Annotated in this window: 11 protein-coding genes; 8 read left to right on the top strand and 3 right to left on the bottom strand. The window is 37.3% G+C overall.

What is annotated here, in order from left to right; genetic code table 11:
- Positions 1 to 10: 10 nt before the first annotated feature.
- From BGC7_RS07380 to lpdA, 3 genes are read right to left on the bottom strand one after another with little or no spacing between them, the layout of a single operon-like run.
- A complete protein-coding gene (locus BGC7_RS07380) occupies positions 11 to 1,354 on the bottom strand; it encodes a dihydrolipoamide acetyltransferase family protein (protein WP_050700911.1) in 1,344 nt (447 codons plus the stop codon).
- Between the two features lie 50 nt (positions 1,355 to 1,404).
- Positions 1,405 to 2,157, bottom strand: a complete 753-nt coding sequence (locus BGC7_RS07385) for a lipoate--protein ligase family protein (RefSeq protein ID WP_050700912.1) — start codon at positions 2,155 to 2,157, stop codon at positions 1,405 to 1,407.
- A gap of 12 nt (positions 2,158 to 2,169) precedes the next feature.
- Positions 2,170 to 3,519, bottom strand: a complete 1,350-nt coding sequence (lpdA, locus tag BGC7_RS07390) for a dihydrolipoyl dehydrogenase (RefSeq protein WP_050700913.1) — start codon at positions 3,517 to 3,519, stop codon at positions 2,170 to 2,172.
- A gap of 311 nt (positions 3,520 to 3,830) precedes the next feature.
- Here lpdA and BGC7_RS07395 point away from each other — a divergent pair, with 311 nt between their 5' ends.
- From BGC7_RS07395 to BGC7_RS07430, 8 genes are all read left to right on the top strand, one after another.
- A complete protein-coding gene (locus BGC7_RS07395) occupies positions 3,831 to 4,925 on the top strand; it encodes an isochorismate synthase (RefSeq protein WP_050700914.1) in 1,095 nt (364 codons plus the stop codon).
- 13 nt (positions 4,926 to 4,938) lie between these two features.
- Positions 4,939 to 6,603, top strand: coding sequence for a 2-succinyl-5-enolpyruvyl-6-hydroxy-3-cyclohexene-1-carboxylic-acid synthase (gene menD / locus BGC7_RS07400; RefSeq protein ID WP_050700915.1), 1,665 nt, complete (start codon positions 4,939 to 4,941; stop codon positions 6,601 to 6,603).
- A gap of 5 nt (positions 6,604 to 6,608) precedes the next feature.
- Positions 6,609 to 7,430: a 1,4-dihydroxy-2-naphthoyl-CoA synthase gene (gene menB / locus BGC7_RS07405; protein WP_050700916.1), complete on the top strand. Its 822-nt coding sequence runs from the start codon at positions 6,609 to 6,611 to the stop codon at positions 7,428 to 7,430.
- A 10-nt stretch (positions 7,431 to 7,440) separates the two neighbouring features.
- Entirely contained in the window at positions 7,441 to 8,496 is a 1,056-nt protein-coding gene (locus BGC7_RS07410) for an o-succinylbenzoate synthase (RefSeq protein WP_050700917.1), read from the top strand.
- A 230-nt stretch (positions 8,497 to 8,726) separates the two neighbouring features.
- A complete protein-coding gene (locus BGC7_RS07415) occupies positions 8,727 to 9,815 on the top strand; it encodes an AMP-binding protein (protein WP_050700918.1) in 1,089 nt (362 codons plus the stop codon).
- A 30-nt stretch (positions 9,816 to 9,845) separates the two neighbouring features.
- Positions 9,846 to 10,646 (top strand): inositol monophosphatase family protein, encoded by an 801-nt coding sequence (locus BGC7_RS07420; RefSeq protein ID WP_050700919.1) that lies wholly within the window; start codon positions 9,846 to 9,848, stop codon positions 10,644 to 10,646.
- A 338-nt stretch (positions 10,647 to 10,984) separates the two neighbouring features.
- Positions 10,985 to 12,118, top strand: coding sequence for a TlpA disulfide reductase family protein (locus tag BGC7_RS07425; protein WP_185112957.1), 1,134 nt, complete (start codon positions 10,985 to 10,987; stop codon positions 12,116 to 12,118).
- 44 nt (positions 12,119 to 12,162) lie between these two features.
- Positions 12,163 to 15,447, top strand: a complete 3,285-nt coding sequence (locus BGC7_RS07430; RefSeq protein ID WP_242034428.1) for a SusC/RagA family TonB-linked outer membrane protein — start codon at positions 12,163 to 12,165, stop codon at positions 15,445 to 15,447.
- Positions 15,448 to 15,453: the final 6 nt, after the last annotated feature.

A 15,453-nucleotide genomic window follows, 5' to 3' on the forward strand; every position in this document is an offset into this window, starting at 1 on the left:
CTTTTAGAAGTTATTTCTCGTTCCAGTTTTCCAGATATTGAGCTATGCTGTAAAGGAAGTTTCCTCCAAGCATACCATCTATAACCCGGTGGTCGTAAGATAGAGACAGATACATTTTGTGGCGTATAGCAATCACGTCTCCTTCAGGAGTTTCTATTACCGAAGGTTTCTTTTCTATAATGCCTACTCCAAGTATTGCTACTTCCGGCTGATTGATAATCGGAGTACCGAATATACTTTTGAACGAGCCGAAATTTGTAATAGTAAATGTTCCTCCTTGTATTTCGTCAGGCATTAGTTTATTTGCCCGAGCCTTGTTTGCCATTGAGTTAATTGATGAGGCAATGCCACTAAGACTTAATTTGTCTGCATCTTTTATAACCGGAACAATTAGATTACCATCGTTTAATGAAACAGCAAATCCCAGATTGATATGTTTCTTCTCTACGATATTGTAGCCATCTACCGATGAGTTTACACGAGGGAAATCTTTCAATGCTTTGGCTGTTGCTTCTGCAATAGCAGGCATATATGTAAGGCTTATACCTTCACGCTTTTTGAATGCATCCTTGTTTGCTTCACGCCAACGCACCAATTTAGTTACATCTACTTCTATTACGTTAGTTACGTGAGGAGAAGTTTTTTTCGATGCAACCATACGATCTGCTATAATACGGCGTATAGGATCCATAGCTATTACCTGATCTCCATCCGAAACTGTAACAGGAGCGGCTTTTGGCGCATCTTGCTGAGGCGAAGGAGCGGAAGGAGCAGCTTTTTCTGTCTTAACAGGTTTTGAAATGGTAGTAGAAGTTACACCCTTCTTCTTATTGTCTATATAAACTTCGATATCGCGTTTGCTTACTCGTCCCAGATATCCTGTACCCTCTATCTTATCCAATTCATCTTGTCCTACTCCGGCTTCTTTTGCCTTTTGTAATACAACCGGTGAATACCATCTTTCTTCTGTACCTTTGCTTACTTTTTCATCTCTAACAGATGCCGGTGCCGGAGCTTTCTCTTCCGATGTAGCCTTTGAGGTTTGCTCGGAGGAAGCAGGACTGTCTTGTTGTGCACTTTCGGCAGGAGCGGTTTCTTCATCTTCTCCTTCATCATCGAGTTCTACGACTGCCACTACAACGCCTACTGCTACAGTATCTCCTTCTTTAAATAATATTTCAAGAATTTTTCCGGCAACAGGAGATGGTATCTCTGCGCTTACTTTGGCGGTGTTCACTTCAAACAGAACATCATCCTCTTCAATCTTGTCGCCTACTTTGACTGACCAGGATATAATTGTGCCTTCTGTTATACTTTCGCCCAGTTTGGGCATTTTTATTTCAAATTTTGCCATGATTTATACTTAAGTTATATGTTATTTGATATTATAAGATTAAAATCCTTTTAATGTGTTTCTACTAATGCTTTTCTGCCATTAAAATTCCATTCCTTTGTAGAATATTTATTGTTCATCAATTCAGAGATAGTTGTAACATCTTCCTCTCTAAAGTTATAAACCATATTACCCTGCTTTTCGTTCAAAAAATAATACATTATATATTTTTTAAAATATTCTATATCAATAGGCTTATTCAAATGTTGAAGAATATTCGTTACCGGACTTTTTACGGATTTGACGTATATTCTGCCATCAGCCTTGTTGTCGAACTGTTCGGGATCTCCTTCAAGAGTTGTCGTTAGTCTTTCTAAATCGGAAGAGAATAACAAAGTTGCATGAAACATAATCCTATCTTTGTGTACACATTGTGCACTTCCTGATATTTTCAGTCCATTTATGTTTATTGCTCTACGTGCATCGGATTCAGCATGAATACCTAGCTGAGCCAAAAGGGCTATTATCCTGTTTGTGAATTTGTCGAAATCTGCATTCTTATTATTTTCGATAAATGTTAGATTTAGATTACCTGAATCGTGAAATACTGTTCCTCCTCCAGAAAAACGCCTTACTACTTTAATTTTATTTTTTTCTACAAAGTCCATGTTTATTTCGGCCCAAACATTCTGATATTTTCCAACTATAACAGATGGTTCGTTCTGCCATAACATAAAAATATCGTCAGAAGAATTTTTTAATAAGTATTCTTCTGAAGCAAGGTTAAAATAAGCGTTAGTATATGTGTTATTTATACAGAGCATCTTGGCCTGAGTCTAAGAAAACAATGTTTCGTGTATTATTTCACTTACAGTAGGGTGTGGATATACGTGTTTACGGAACTTTTCTACAGTGTCTCCGTTGTCTATAGCTACAGCGGCAAGTACTATTATTTCAGATACGGGATTGCCCAACATATGACATCCAATAATACGTTCGCTTTCATCAACAATGATTTTACATAATCCGTTTCCTGTTTCGTTTTCAGCAACAAAACGGCCTGCGTAAGCCATTGGTAATTTTAATACTCGGAACGGCTGTCCTTCAGCTTTTAGTTCCTCTTCGGTTTTCCCTACTCCTGCTATCTCAGGATTTGTATATACAACTCCTGGTATAGCCTTGTAAGACATCCTGTCTTCTTCTCCAAGGATATGGCTTATAGCTACTTCTCCTTCTCTGATAGCAGTATGTGCCAGAAGGGAGAAACCTGTGACATCACCGGCTGCATATACTTTAGGATGGTTGGTTTGCATATATTCGTTGACTTTTATGCCCCCCCTGTGAAGTTCAATATTAAGGGATTCAAGTCCAAGGTCTTTTACTATGGCTCTACGTCCTACACTGACCAATACTTTGTCGGCTCCAATATTTTCGCTTTTCCCATTTTTTTCTACAGTCACACCTTTAGCTGTAACCTCTATAACCTTCGTATTAAGATGGAATTTAACTCCTCTTTTAGCATAATCGCTTCGAAGCATGGCTGACGTTTCTTTATCCATTGCCCCTAATATTTCAGGCAACATTTCTATAACATTTACTTCTACTCCCATACTATTAAAGAAAGATGCAAACTCGATACCTATAACTCCGCCACCTATAATAGCCAAAGACTTTGGTAACTCTTTCGATTCCAAAGCCTCTTTCGATGTCCAGTATTCCGTCTCCGATAAGCCTTTGATTGGAGGAATAACTGTTTCTGATCCGGTAGATATAAGCAGATAACTGACTTCGTATGTTTTTCCTTCACTGGAAATCTGTATAAGTCCTTCTTTTTCGCCAAGTATGGTTGCTGTGTTTTGTACTACAGTAACCCCATTTGCCGAAAGTTTATAACTGACTCCTGCTGTAAGCTTTTTTACAACCTTGTCTTTTCGGGCAATAATTTTAGTTAAGTCAAAACTCGGTTCTGCATCAATTGTGATACCATATTTACTTGCGGCTTTTATACTATCCAGTGTTTTTGCTGAATATAAAAGCGTTTTAGTAGGAATACATCCTTCATTAAGACATACTCCTCCAATATATTTCTTCTCGAAAAGTACTGTTTTTAATCCATTTGAAGCTGCCTTTTCTGCTGCATTATATCCTGCAGGACCACCTCCTATGATTGCTAAATCAAATTTCATGGGTTTTATATAATTTGTTAACGGTTAATATTTCTATCATAAAACAAATTAATCAAAGCTTTAGTTTAATAGATGGTAGTTATTTCCTGTTAGATGATTTTTATCTTTTTACATTTTGTATAGTAATTTGTTTTTTGCATTATATATTGTCTTCATATATGAAGTGTATGTGTCTAAAATCAAGATAAAACTTACTATATGTTTTTGCATTTAATGAAGAAAAATTTGTTGAATATAAAAAAATGAGATGATGTTCACAAACAGCCTACTATTTTGTATTTTTGTTGTTTGATGTAATTTTTGATAAAATAATGAAACTAAATCAAGATTTCGATTATCGAATTTTTGACTCTCTAATTCAAAAAAATGTACGTTTTGCTCTGTACAGGTTTGCCAGACAGCAAGAAATAAACCTGATATTACAGACAACGAACAATGTATTTCCAATAAACGACTATAGAGAACTGAATACTAAAAGCGGCTTTGTTATAGCTCCTTTCAATATTTCGGAAGATACTCCGGTCTCTCTGATACATCCGGATATTCATTTAAATGATGAAGTCTCTATTTTCAGATACTTGTCAGGTCAGAAGTTTGAACAAAAGGTATCTCATATAGATATTAAGACTCAATCTTCCTTAAGTACGCCTGAAGAATATAGCTCAGTCTACAATACCTTTTATACATCCCTTGTAGATGGTCGGCTTCAGAAAGTCGTGTTATCGCGTACACAAGATATTGATAAGAGAACAGGCTTTTGGGCAGGAGAGGTTTTTAGACGAGCTTGCGATATGCATGAATCCAGTTTTGTGTTTCTTTGCAATACTCCCGAGGCGGGAACATGGATAGGAATCTCTCCCGAATTATTAGTGTCGGAAAAAAACGAAGTCTACAAAACAGTAGCTTTGGCCGGAACAAAAGAAATATCTACTGAAGAGTGGGATGATAAGAACAGAAGCGAACAACAGATTGTTGTAGATTATATGCAGGAACAAATAGGCAAAATAGGTGTCCATATGCGAAAAGAAGGTCCTTTTAATGCCCAATCGGGAAAAATAGAACATCTTAAGACAAAATTTGATTTTAGGTTGAAAGAAGGTTATAATATAGGGGATTTGCTTGAATTGCTTCATCCTAGTCCGGCTGTTTGTGGTTTTCCTAAAAAAGAAGCTTTCAATTTTATACTACAAAACGAAAAATACGATAGAAGATATTATTCCGGTTTTGTAGGACCACTTAATATTGATGGATTTAGTAGATTATATGTAAATCTGAGATGCGCACAAATAGGAAAAGATATGCTTCGACTATATGCAGGAGGAGGACTAATGTTATCTTCCGATTTGAATCAGGAATGGCACGAAACCGAAAATAAATTACAGACAATACTTTCTGTAATAGATTAAAATATAGAACGGTATGTTTTCAGTCAAGAAAAATGTATTACAGACAGTAGCATTACTTAAAGAGTATGGGATAAAAGATATTGTTGTGTCTCCCGGATCGAGGAATGCTCCATTTTTACAAACGTTCTCGCAAGATCCTTCGTTCAGATGTCATGTAGTTGTAGATGAGCGTAACGCTGCGTTTTATGCTTTAGGTATTATTCAAAGTACAAAGCGTCCTGTTGCTGTTTGCTGTACATCGGGGACTGCACTGCTCAACTTTGCTCCGGCTGTAGCTGAGGCTTATTATCAGCAGCTACCTTTGGTTGTGGTTTCTGCTGATCGCTCACACGAGTGGATTGGTCAGATGGATGGGCAAACATTACCTCAATCGGGTGCATTTGGTACTATGGTTAAGAAGTCTGTGAATTTGCCTGAAATTAATTCGCAGCAAGACGAATGGTTCTGTAATCGGCTAGTTAACGAGGCTCTTATATCTTGTACTGCCGGCGAAGCAGGCCCTGTTCATATCAATGTGCCAATTTCAGAACCTCTTTTCGAGTATTCGATAAAGGAACTTCCAACAGTAAGGCGGATCAACTACTCATTGCCTATAAAGAGGGCCGATGTACAGCTTTTTGCAAAGAAGTGGCAATCACTTCCCAAGAGAATGATCATTGTAGGACAATCATTTAAAGATACGGCTTTAGTAAATGTACTGGAAAAACTGGCTCAGCATACAGACTGTATTATTCTTACAGAATATCTTTCAAATTGTGTTTCTCCTCTGTTTATTTCCAATTTCGATGCATGGCTATATGCCTTGTCGGAAGAGGAAAAGAATAATTTCTCTCCGGATTTGGTAATTACTCTCGGAGGTCATATCGTATCTAAGCGATTGAAGCAATTTCTGAGATCGGACAGACCGCAGGAACATTGGCTTTTGACGAAGTCTAATGAAGTTATAGATCTTTTTCAGTCATTAACAGAATTGGTGGAGACAGATGATGTCAGATTTTTAGAAGATTTACTCTCTGCTATCTCCAGTGAAGAAGATAAAGTGTACCAAAGTCTGTGGAAAGATGCTACAGAAACAATCGAAGAACCTTCTTCAGATATTCCTTTTTCCGATATTCAGGCAGTTGGTGCTTTTTTGAACTTGTTGCCGGAAGGGGCTGTTCTGCATCTTGCTAATAGTTCTAGTGTTCGAAATGTTCAATTGTACAATCAGAAACTTTCGTGGAATATATATTGCAATCGTGGAACAAATGGTATAGAAAGCTCTTTGCCTTCGGCTATTGGTTTTGCGTCTGTATATAAAGGTATTACTTATCTCCTTATCGGAGATCTTAGTTTCTTCTACGGACTTAATTCGTTATGGAATATAGGAGATATAAAGAATCTGCGTATTCTGCTCATAAATAATGGGGGAGGAGGGATATTCCATCTGCTTCCGGGACTGAGTAATGCTCCGTCATTGACCAAATATGTGGCTGCGACACATGATTGTCATGCAAAGGAATGGATTGCAGCAGCACAAATGAGGTACTTGTCTGCATATGATAGATCGGAATTGGACGATGCTCTGAATGTATTCATGGACGAGACAGTGGACGAATCCATCGTTTTGGAAGTAATCACCGATATGGAAATAAGTAAGCAGGTATTTAAAGATTATTATCATCAATTAAAAAAATAAAAGATATGGCAGTTAGACAATGGGAGACCATTAAGGAATATGAAGAAATTCTATTCGACTATTTTGAAGGTATCGGGCGTATAACTATTAATCGTCCACGTTATCGCAATGCTTTTACTCCTACTACCACGATGGAGATAAGCGATGCTCTGCGTATTTGTCACGAGAATCAGGATATTTATGTTGTAGTACTTACCGGAGCAGGCGATAAAGCTTTTTGCGCCGGAGGAGACCAGAATGTAAAAGGCAAAGGAGGATATATTGGTAAAGATGGTGTCCCCCGTCTGCAAGTGCTCGAAGTACAAAAACAAATCCGCTCGCTCCCTAAGCCTATTATAGCTATGGTAAACGGTTATGCCATAGGTGGAGGTCATGTGTTGCAAGTAGTCTGTGATTTGTCTATAGCATCAGATAATGCTATCTTCGGACAGACAGGCCCTAGAGTGGGAAGCTTCGATGCCGGCTTTGGTTCGTCTTATCTAGCTCGAATAGTAGGACAAAAGAAAGCACGGGAAATATGGTTCCTTTGTCGCCAATACTCAGCGCAGGAAGCTCTGGAAATGGGACTTGTCAACACAGTCGTTCCATTCGAACAGCTTGAAGATGAAACTGTGAAATGGGCTCACGAAATGATGCAGCATAGTCCGATGGCATTGCGTATGGTAAAGATGGGATTGAATGCCGAACTTGATGGGCAAGCCGGAATACAGGAACTTGCGGGAAATGCGACATTGCTTTATTATCTGACAGACGAGGCTCAGGAAGGAAAGCATGCGTTTTTGGAGAAACGTAAACCAGACTTTAAGAAATATCCTAAATTTCCTTGATGTTAAGTAAATGAAGTTTAAAACTCAAATAATTCCCTATACTCTTCACTTTAAGCGTCCGGCAGGAACTTCAAGAGGAGTATATTACGACCATAAAGTATGGTATGTGGTTGTATCCTCTGTTTCTGAACCTGAGAAATGGGGAATAGGAGAGTGTGCTCCTTTGCATGATTTGAGCCCTGATTATCATGATGAGTATGAGCAGGATTTAATGTGTTTTTGTGCGAAGCTTGAAACTGAAGGATATTTGGATATTGAAGCTTTACGGCCATATCCGTCTATTCTGTTTGGATTGGAAACAGCTTTGCGCCATTTGGATCAAAGCGGTTCAAAATTGTGGGATACTCCTTTTTCGAGAGGAGAAAGAGGAATACCTATCAATGGATTGATCTGGATGGGCGATTATAGTTATATGCTCGAACAAATAGAAGCTAAGATGCAACAAGGCTTTCGTTGTATTAAACTGAAAATAGGGGCTATTGACTTCGAAAAAGAATTGGAGTTGTTACAATATATCCGCAAGCATTATAGTGCAGATAAGATTACTCTTCGTGTAGATGCTAATGGAGCTTTTTCTCCATCCGATGCTTTGGTAAAATTAAGGCGGCTTTCAGAACTTCACTTACATTCTATAGAACAGCCTATACGTGCAGGACAGTGGGGAGTAATGGCTGAATTAACAAGATTAACACCTCTTCCTATAGCTCTTGACGAGGAGCTTATAGGGGTAAACAGTAAAGAAGATAAAAAGCAACTGCTTGTTTCGATAAAGCCGCAATATATTATCCTTAAACCGACGTTGCATGGAGGTATTAATGGGTGTAACGAATGGATAGCCTTGGCAGAATCTATGAATATCAGTTGGTGGATAACATCTGCTTTGGAGTCTAACATAGGTCTGAATGCGATTGCTCAGTGGTGTGCTACTTTTGGCAATACGCTGCCTCAAGGACTTGGTACGGGTGCTCTTTATACTAATAATGTGGATATGCCTTTGCAAATAAAAGGTGATTGTTTATGGTATAATTCTACAGAAAAAGAATTCTCCGTTTCAGATATCATTTAATTATGTTAATTCGTAGTTGAGATTAAAATATTTATCTATATATGATCTCCTCCAACAGCCTCGAAGTGGAGGCTTAGGCAAAGCCAAGGGGGGGGAATAATGACAATTGAGAAAAACAAAAGAAAAGTGTACAACTTTGTCAGGTTTTAGTTAAAATTATATTCTACTGAAACTGGTCGCATAGCTGTTTAAAAGAAAGTAAAACTATTGATCAGCATTATTATTTGATTATGTATCAGCTTTATATAAAAAGACAAACAGTAACTATTGATGGTGGAGTTTATTTACCCGATAGTTTTAAGAGTAAAGGTATTCCTACTTTTGCCCTGAAATCGGACTTTCACTATCAGTTGTATCTCTTTCTCAAAGATTGGTTTTCCCGATCTCCATTTTTGCAAGTAAAAACATCAGGATCTACAGGAACCCCAAAAGATATACTCGTAGAAAAAGAACGTATGATGCAAAGTGCTAAGCTTACATGTTCTTTTCTTGGTCTCGAACAAGGAGATAAGGCTCTGCTTTGTATGTCTTTAGATTATATTGCCGGAAAAATGATGGTTGTAAGAGCATTAGTGGCAGGGCTCGATCTGTATTTAATTACACCTAATGGAAATCCTCTAAAAGAAACAAATACATCTTTCGACTTTGCGGCAATGATTCCGATGCAAGTCTATAACAGTTTGCAGTCAGGCGTTGAAAAAGAAAGACTTCGTAATGTGAAAAATCTGCTGATAGGAGGCGGAGCTATTGATCCTATGCTTGTGGCAGAACTGAAGCTTTTCCCCAATAATGTTTATTCTTCGTACGGAATGACTGAGACTTTGTCTCATATTGCTCTCCGAAAATTGAATGGCGATGATATAACTGAAAATTATATTCCTCTTGATGGTGTGGCTTTATCTTTGTCCGAAGATAATACTCTGATTATAGATGCACCCTTAGTGTCGGCCGAGAAGTTATACACAAATGATGTGGCCGAAATAGAGAAAGACGGGAGTTTCCGCATTATCGGTCGCAGAGACAATGTAGTTAATAGCGGAGGTGTAAAAATTCAGATAGAAGAAGTGGAAATGTTGCTGAAGCCATTTATATCAGCTCCTTTTGCAATATCTTCTTTGCCGGATGTTAAGTTTGGAGAAATACTTGTCTTAGTCGTAGAAAACAAATTTGATATAAAGATGTTAAACGGTAAGATACCTGCTTACTATCTGCCTAAAAAGGTAATTGAAATAGAAGCTATCCCTCTGACCGAAACAGGAAAGGTTAGCCGTTCGGATCTTAAAGAAATGATTTTAAACATCTCGAAACGTCAAGCATAGAATAAAAATATATTTAATGAATATAATAATATGGATTTGAAAAATATTACATCTGAGGTTTGTAAGGTCGCAATCGAAGGAGGGGCATTTCTTAAAAGAGAAAGACTTATTTTCGATAAAAATAAAATAGAGGAGAAAAACTCTCACGATTATGTCTCCTATGTAGATAAAGAAACAGAGAAAATATTAGTAAAGAAACTTGCTGAAATATTACCTCAAGCCGGGTTTATAACAGAAGAAGGAACTGCCGATTATGCGCAGGAAGACTATTACTGGGTAATAGATCCTTTGGACGGTACTACAAATTATATTCAGGATTATGCTCCATACTGTGTGAGTATTGCTCTGATGAACAAAGGAGAATTTCTTATCGGAGTTGTCTATGAGGTTTGTCGCGACGAATGCTTTTATGCATGGAAAGATGGTGGAGCATATATGAATGGCAAGCGAATCAGCGTGTCCGATACTTTTCAGATGAACAAAGCATTCGCCGGATTAGATTTGCCTTACAACGATAAAACGTATAAACCGGTGATAAACCATCTGCTTGATAGCCTTTATGGGAAAGTGTCTAGTGTGAGGTTTTGCGGCTCTGCTGCAATGGCTCTATGTTTTGTCGCAATAGGGCGATACGATATGTGGGCTGAGGCTTTTTTAAAGCTTTGGGATTTTGCCGCCGGAGCTTTAATCGTTCAGGAGGCTGGAGGTAAAGTTTCCGATTTTGCCGGAAATGCCGGTTTTTGTGACAATCATTATATTGTAGCTTCAAACAATAAACTTCATAGCGAAATAATATCGTTAACGTCTGGTTATCAGGATAAATTATCTTAGGAATAGTACATAACTATATACAGCAAAAAGCAGCTCCGAACTGAAAGTCAGTTTGGGGCTGCTTTTTTTATCATTTTGTTATAGTTGTCTAGAGAATCGTGTGATAGAGATGTAAAAATACCATTCTTATGGTATTGAATGAAAGTATGTATAGTTCGTACTTTTGTGAAAAGATCTAAAAAACGGAAAAGCTAAGTGTTAATGGGTGTTATTCCTTATCGAATATACTTTAGATTAATCTTTATAGTTTTCAGGTATTGTTTTCCTCAAGCAATGTCTGCACTTTTTTAGAACTAATGGTAACGAGTTTATTTCTAATTTATTTCAAATTATATCACATGAAAAGAACTGTATTTATTTTGGTAGGCATCATCTTAATGTCGGCCTGCAAGGAGAAGATTGACACGTATGTTGTTAGTGCAAAATTATCAGAAGTAAAAGATTCTACTAAAATATATATGCGTTATATGCTTGGTGATTCTATTAAAATTGATTCAACTTATATTAATCAAGGTGCTTTCGAATTCAAGAGTGACTATATAAGCCCTTTTAGAGCAACTATTTTTGTTAACCATGAAAATAAAGCAGGCTTGAGTAGAGATGTTCGCGACTATCAGGATGTATATGTAGAAAAAGGTCTTATAACAATAGAAGGTACTGATTCTATAAAAAATGCTATAGTATCAGGGACAAAATCAAATGAGCTTAAAAAAGAATGGGTAGATTTTTCTAAGGTGCTCACTGATAAAAGAAAATTGCTGTACTCTCAGTATTATGGTTTAAATGATACTGATAAGACAGAGGATGTAAAAACGTTGTACAAGAATAAATTTGATTCTCTGAGAAATGAGGAAAAGCTTTTAGCTCAAAAATTTTCAGAATTACATTACGATTCCTTTTTTGCATTAGATGCTTTGTTTCGTACACGTATAGGTTATGATCCTGATGCAAACGAAGCTGACTCTTTGTTTCAATTATTCTCGAAAGACGTAAAAGATTCTTATCTCGGACAAGATTTCTCAAAGAAGATTACCATTTGGAAATCTACATCTATAGGGCAGCAGTCTCCTGATTTTAGTCAGAATGATGTAAATGGAAATCCTATAAAACTGTCGGACTATAAAGGTAAATATGTGCTTATCGACTTTTGGGCTTCATGGTGTGGTCCGTGTAGACATGAGAATCCACATGTTGTAAAGGCTTTTAATGAATATAAAGATAAAGGATTCACTATATTGGGCGTATCTCTTGATGATAAAAAGGAAGATTGGCTCAAAGCTATAGAGGCAGATGGTTTAGCGTGGGCGCAAGTATCGGATCTTAAAGGTTGGAAAAATGAAGTGGCACAGAATTATGCTGTGTCTTCTATCCCAACAAATTATTTATTAGATACATCCGGAAAAATTATTGCTAAAAATTTACGAGGAGATGCTTTGAAGGAGGCATTAGGTAAATATCTTGATAATAAATAATTAAATGGGATTTCGATTTTAGTTGAATTTTTTAAATGAATACAATGAAAAGAGAATTTTACTTAAAAATAAGTTTAATATTAGGGTTAGGTTATTTGGTTTCTTTCCCTATAGATGTGGCTGCAAATTCTCTGAAGGAGCAAGATTTGCTTCAGGTATCGGAGATCCAGCAAATCAAACGTTCTATTTCGGGAACTGTAACAGATGAGAGCGGAGAAGCTCTTATCGGGGTGTCTGTTACAGTGAAACTGTCCACGAATGGTACAATAACGGATGAAAACGGAAAATATCGTATTGATGTAGCTCCCGGCGAGACTCTAATATTTTCGTACACAGGGTTTAAACCTTCGGAGTATAAGATAGATAGTCAGCGAACTATTGATGTTGTTCTTGGAGTAGATTCTAAATTGCTGGAGGAGGTTGTGGTTACAGGTTACCAAACACTGTCGAGAGAACGAGCTACAGGATCATTTGATAGAGTAGGATCTGAACTCCTTGCCGCTCGCCCTTCTTCCGACATATCTTCTGCCTTGCAAGGATTGGTACCTGGAATGAAGGCTACTGAGAGTCTTGATGGAAGTGTGAGTTTTGTTATCAGAGGGGCTAGTACCCTCTATGCAGACAAAGCTCCATTATTAGTTGTAGACGGATTTCCCATTCAGGGTTCATTCAACTCTATTAATCCTAATGATGTAGAGAGCGTTACTATTCTCAAAGATGCTGCCGCAGCATCTATTTGGGGAGCAAGGTCGGCCAATGGGGTTATCGTTATCACAACTAAAAAGGGAACTAAAGATAAATTGAAAATAGATGTTCAAGGTTTTTATAGGTTTGCAACAAAACCTAACTTGGATGATACATGGGCTTTAGCTGATAGCCGTACTCAAGTCAATTATGAATTGGATGCCCTAAAAAACGGATGGATACTTTCAGGAGAATACAGTCCATCGTTTGGTAATATAAGGAAAGGTTTAACTCTTGCTCAGGAATTATATTATGCAAATAAATACTTAGGGTTGTCCGAAGCAGATATGAATGCAGGTCTTGAGAGATTGCGTAATACAAACAATACAGGACAAATCGAAGATTACCTTTTGCAGACGCAAGCAGTACAACAATATAACGTAAGTGTGTCGGGCGGAAATGAACGAAGTACCAGCTATTTATCGTTGATGTACGAAAAGAGAGACGAGAATACGATAAAGAGAGGCTATGACCGATATCTGGTTAATTTCAATAATACATATCGTCTGTCGCCTGCAGTTACAGTATATTTTTCTGCTAATTTACAAAAGAAAGACACTGATAATAGTGGAGTTGCATTGAGTGAGTTATCTTCTCTTTCTCCATACGAATTATTATTAAATGAAGATGGAACTTATGCTCCTAATATTTTGACTTTTAATAGATATGAGCAATCTCAACTCCCTTTAGATAAATTTCCTTATGATGATTGGTCATATAATGTTTTGCAAGAGGTCAGAGGACGTGATTACAAAACAGAAGAGCTAAAATATAGAGTGCAAGGAGGTTTAAATATCAAATTGATAGATGGACTTACTTACGATACACGAGTTCAGTATGAGTCAAGTGTTTCTGATACAAAGAATTTTGACAGTGCAGATACTTATTATGTAAGGAATTTAGTAAATACTATGACAGAGTATAATTCTGCAACAAAAGTTGTAGGAGTCTCTAGAATACCGAAAGGAGGAATTGAACGTCCGAGCAAAAGTAAGTACTATAACTATGTGTTTAGAAATCAGATAAATTTTGATAAATCATTTTTTAAAGTACATGATATATCTGTTGTCGGAGGTCTCGAAGTGAGTGAATACACTCTTGAGGGAACAACTTATCCATATGTATATGGATATGATAAAGAAAGAAATACTACTACAGTACCTCCTTATGGTTATGGCGGATCTTTAGATCCTTTTAAGGATTTTACGGGTGCTACAGCCAGTATTGCAGGAGGTGCTACAGCCTTTTCTAGTCGTGTAGATCGCTATTTATCTTATTATGGTAATGCCGGCTATACATATGATGGAAAGTACAATGCCTCTTTTAGTATACGGGCCGATGGTTCTAATTTTGTATCGGAAGATGCTTCTCTCAGGTGGTCACCAATGTGGTCGGTAGGAGGAAAATGGAATGCTAAACGAGAAAACTTCTTGAAGAATATCTCATGGATAGATCGTCTTAGTCCCCGGGTAACATATGGTATTAATGGTAATGCGGAGAAAAGTACATCTCCCCAAACATTAATCTCAATGGGTAGTACAGTCTCTAGTATTACAAATACTGTGGTTGCCAGTGTTAGTAGTCTTGGAAATCCTAAATTAAGATGGGAAAAAACTTATGCGACAAATATGGGTGTCGATTTTGGCCTTTTCAAATTCTTATCGGGTAAAATCGAATATTATAATCGTAAGAGTAAAGATGTCATCGGATTGGTATCTATTGCCTCTGCCCATGGTACTACTTCTCAAAAGATAAATAATGCTGAAATACTGAACAGAGGAGTAGAACTAGAACTGACTGCAAATCTAAAAATTCCACAAATAGATCTCGGTATATCATCCACTGTAATCTACGCATACAATAAGAATGAAATTACCAAACTGTATAATCCATCATTATATGCTTATGAGCTTGTCGAATCTACTACTTTTGTAGAAGGACGTCCTGTTGGTAGTATTCATTCGTACCAGTATGCAGGAACAGAAGATGGCGTTCCTTATGTATATGGTGTCGATGGAGCAAAGAACTCTATGAATGATCTTGCTTTACACAATCGTACTTTGGGATTGTCTATATTAAATTATAGTGGAACCACCGTGTCTCCCCATACTTTTGGTTGGACTAACAAAATTTCTTATAAAGGGTTTTCTCTATATGCTTTCTTCACCGGTAATTTTGGTGGTGTATTTCGTGCGCCAACTCTGGGAGCTGTGCCTGCTATTGGAGGTAACAAGCTTACTTTGAACAGATATATAAAAGACTTTTATGAAAGTGATGGTTCGTTGCGCCCGACACTACCTTTGGCAGGAGAAACCGGTTTTTATAGATGGGACAGGTATGTACCTAACCTTGAATATTATGTAGAAGACGCATCCTTTATTCGTCTCAAAGAGGTTAGCCTCGAATATGATATACCAAAAGCTCTTCTTCAGAAACTATGGATAAAGAATGCTAAAGTATTTGCTCAGGCTCGGGACTTGGGACTTATATATACAGCCAACAAATATGGCTATGACCCGGAATGGTTGCCCGGAAAAGAAAAACCTAGTACAACAATAACTTTTGGTGCAAATCTTAGTTTTTAAAATATA

The organism is Dysgonomonas sp. BGC7 (genome assembly GCF_001261735.1).
Taxonomy (GTDB): domain Bacteria; phylum Bacteroidota; class Bacteroidia; order Bacteroidales; family Dysgonomonadaceae; genus Dysgonomonas.

What these genes read in the sequence shown, in the direction of transcription:
- BGC7_RS07380 (WP_050700911.1), bottom strand. Translation starts at nt 1,354, where the DNA reads ATGGCAAAATTTGAAATAAAAATGCCCAAACTGGGCGAAAGTATAACA.
- BGC7_RS07385 (WP_050700912.1), bottom strand. Translation starts at nt 2,157, where the DNA reads ATGCTCTGTATAAATAACACATATACTAACGCTTATTTTAACCTTGCT.
- lpdA (WP_050700913.1), bottom strand. Translation starts at nt 3,519, where the DNA reads ATGAAATTTGATTTAGCAATCATAGGAGGTGGTCCTGCAGGATATAAT.
- BGC7_RS07395 (WP_050700914.1), top strand. Translation starts at nt 3,831, where the DNA reads ATGAAACTAAATCAAGATTTCGATTATCGAATTTTTGACTCTCTAATT.
- menD (WP_050700915.1), top strand. Translation starts at nt 4,939, where the DNA reads ATGTTTTCAGTCAAGAAAAATGTATTACAGACAGTAGCATTACTTAAA.
- menB (WP_050700916.1), top strand. Translation starts at nt 6,609, where the DNA reads ATGGCAGTTAGACAATGGGAGACCATTAAGGAATATGAAGAAATTCTA.
- BGC7_RS07410 (WP_050700917.1), top strand. Translation starts at nt 7,441, where the DNA reads ATGAAGTTTAAAACTCAAATAATTCCCTATACTCTTCACTTTAAGCGT.
- BGC7_RS07415 (WP_050700918.1), top strand. Translation starts at nt 8,727, where the DNA reads ATGTATCAGCTTTATATAAAAAGACAAACAGTAACTATTGATGGTGGA.
- BGC7_RS07420 (WP_050700919.1), top strand. Translation starts at nt 9,846, where the DNA reads ATGGATTTGAAAAATATTACATCTGAGGTTTGTAAGGTCGCAATCGAA.
- BGC7_RS07425 (WP_185112957.1), top strand. Translation starts at nt 10,985, where the DNA reads ATGAAAAGAACTGTATTTATTTTGGTAGGCATCATCTTAATGTCGGCC.
- BGC7_RS07430 (WP_242034428.1), top strand. Translation starts at nt 12,163, where the DNA reads ATGAAAAGAGAATTTTACTTAAAAATAAGTTTAATATTAGGGTTAGGT.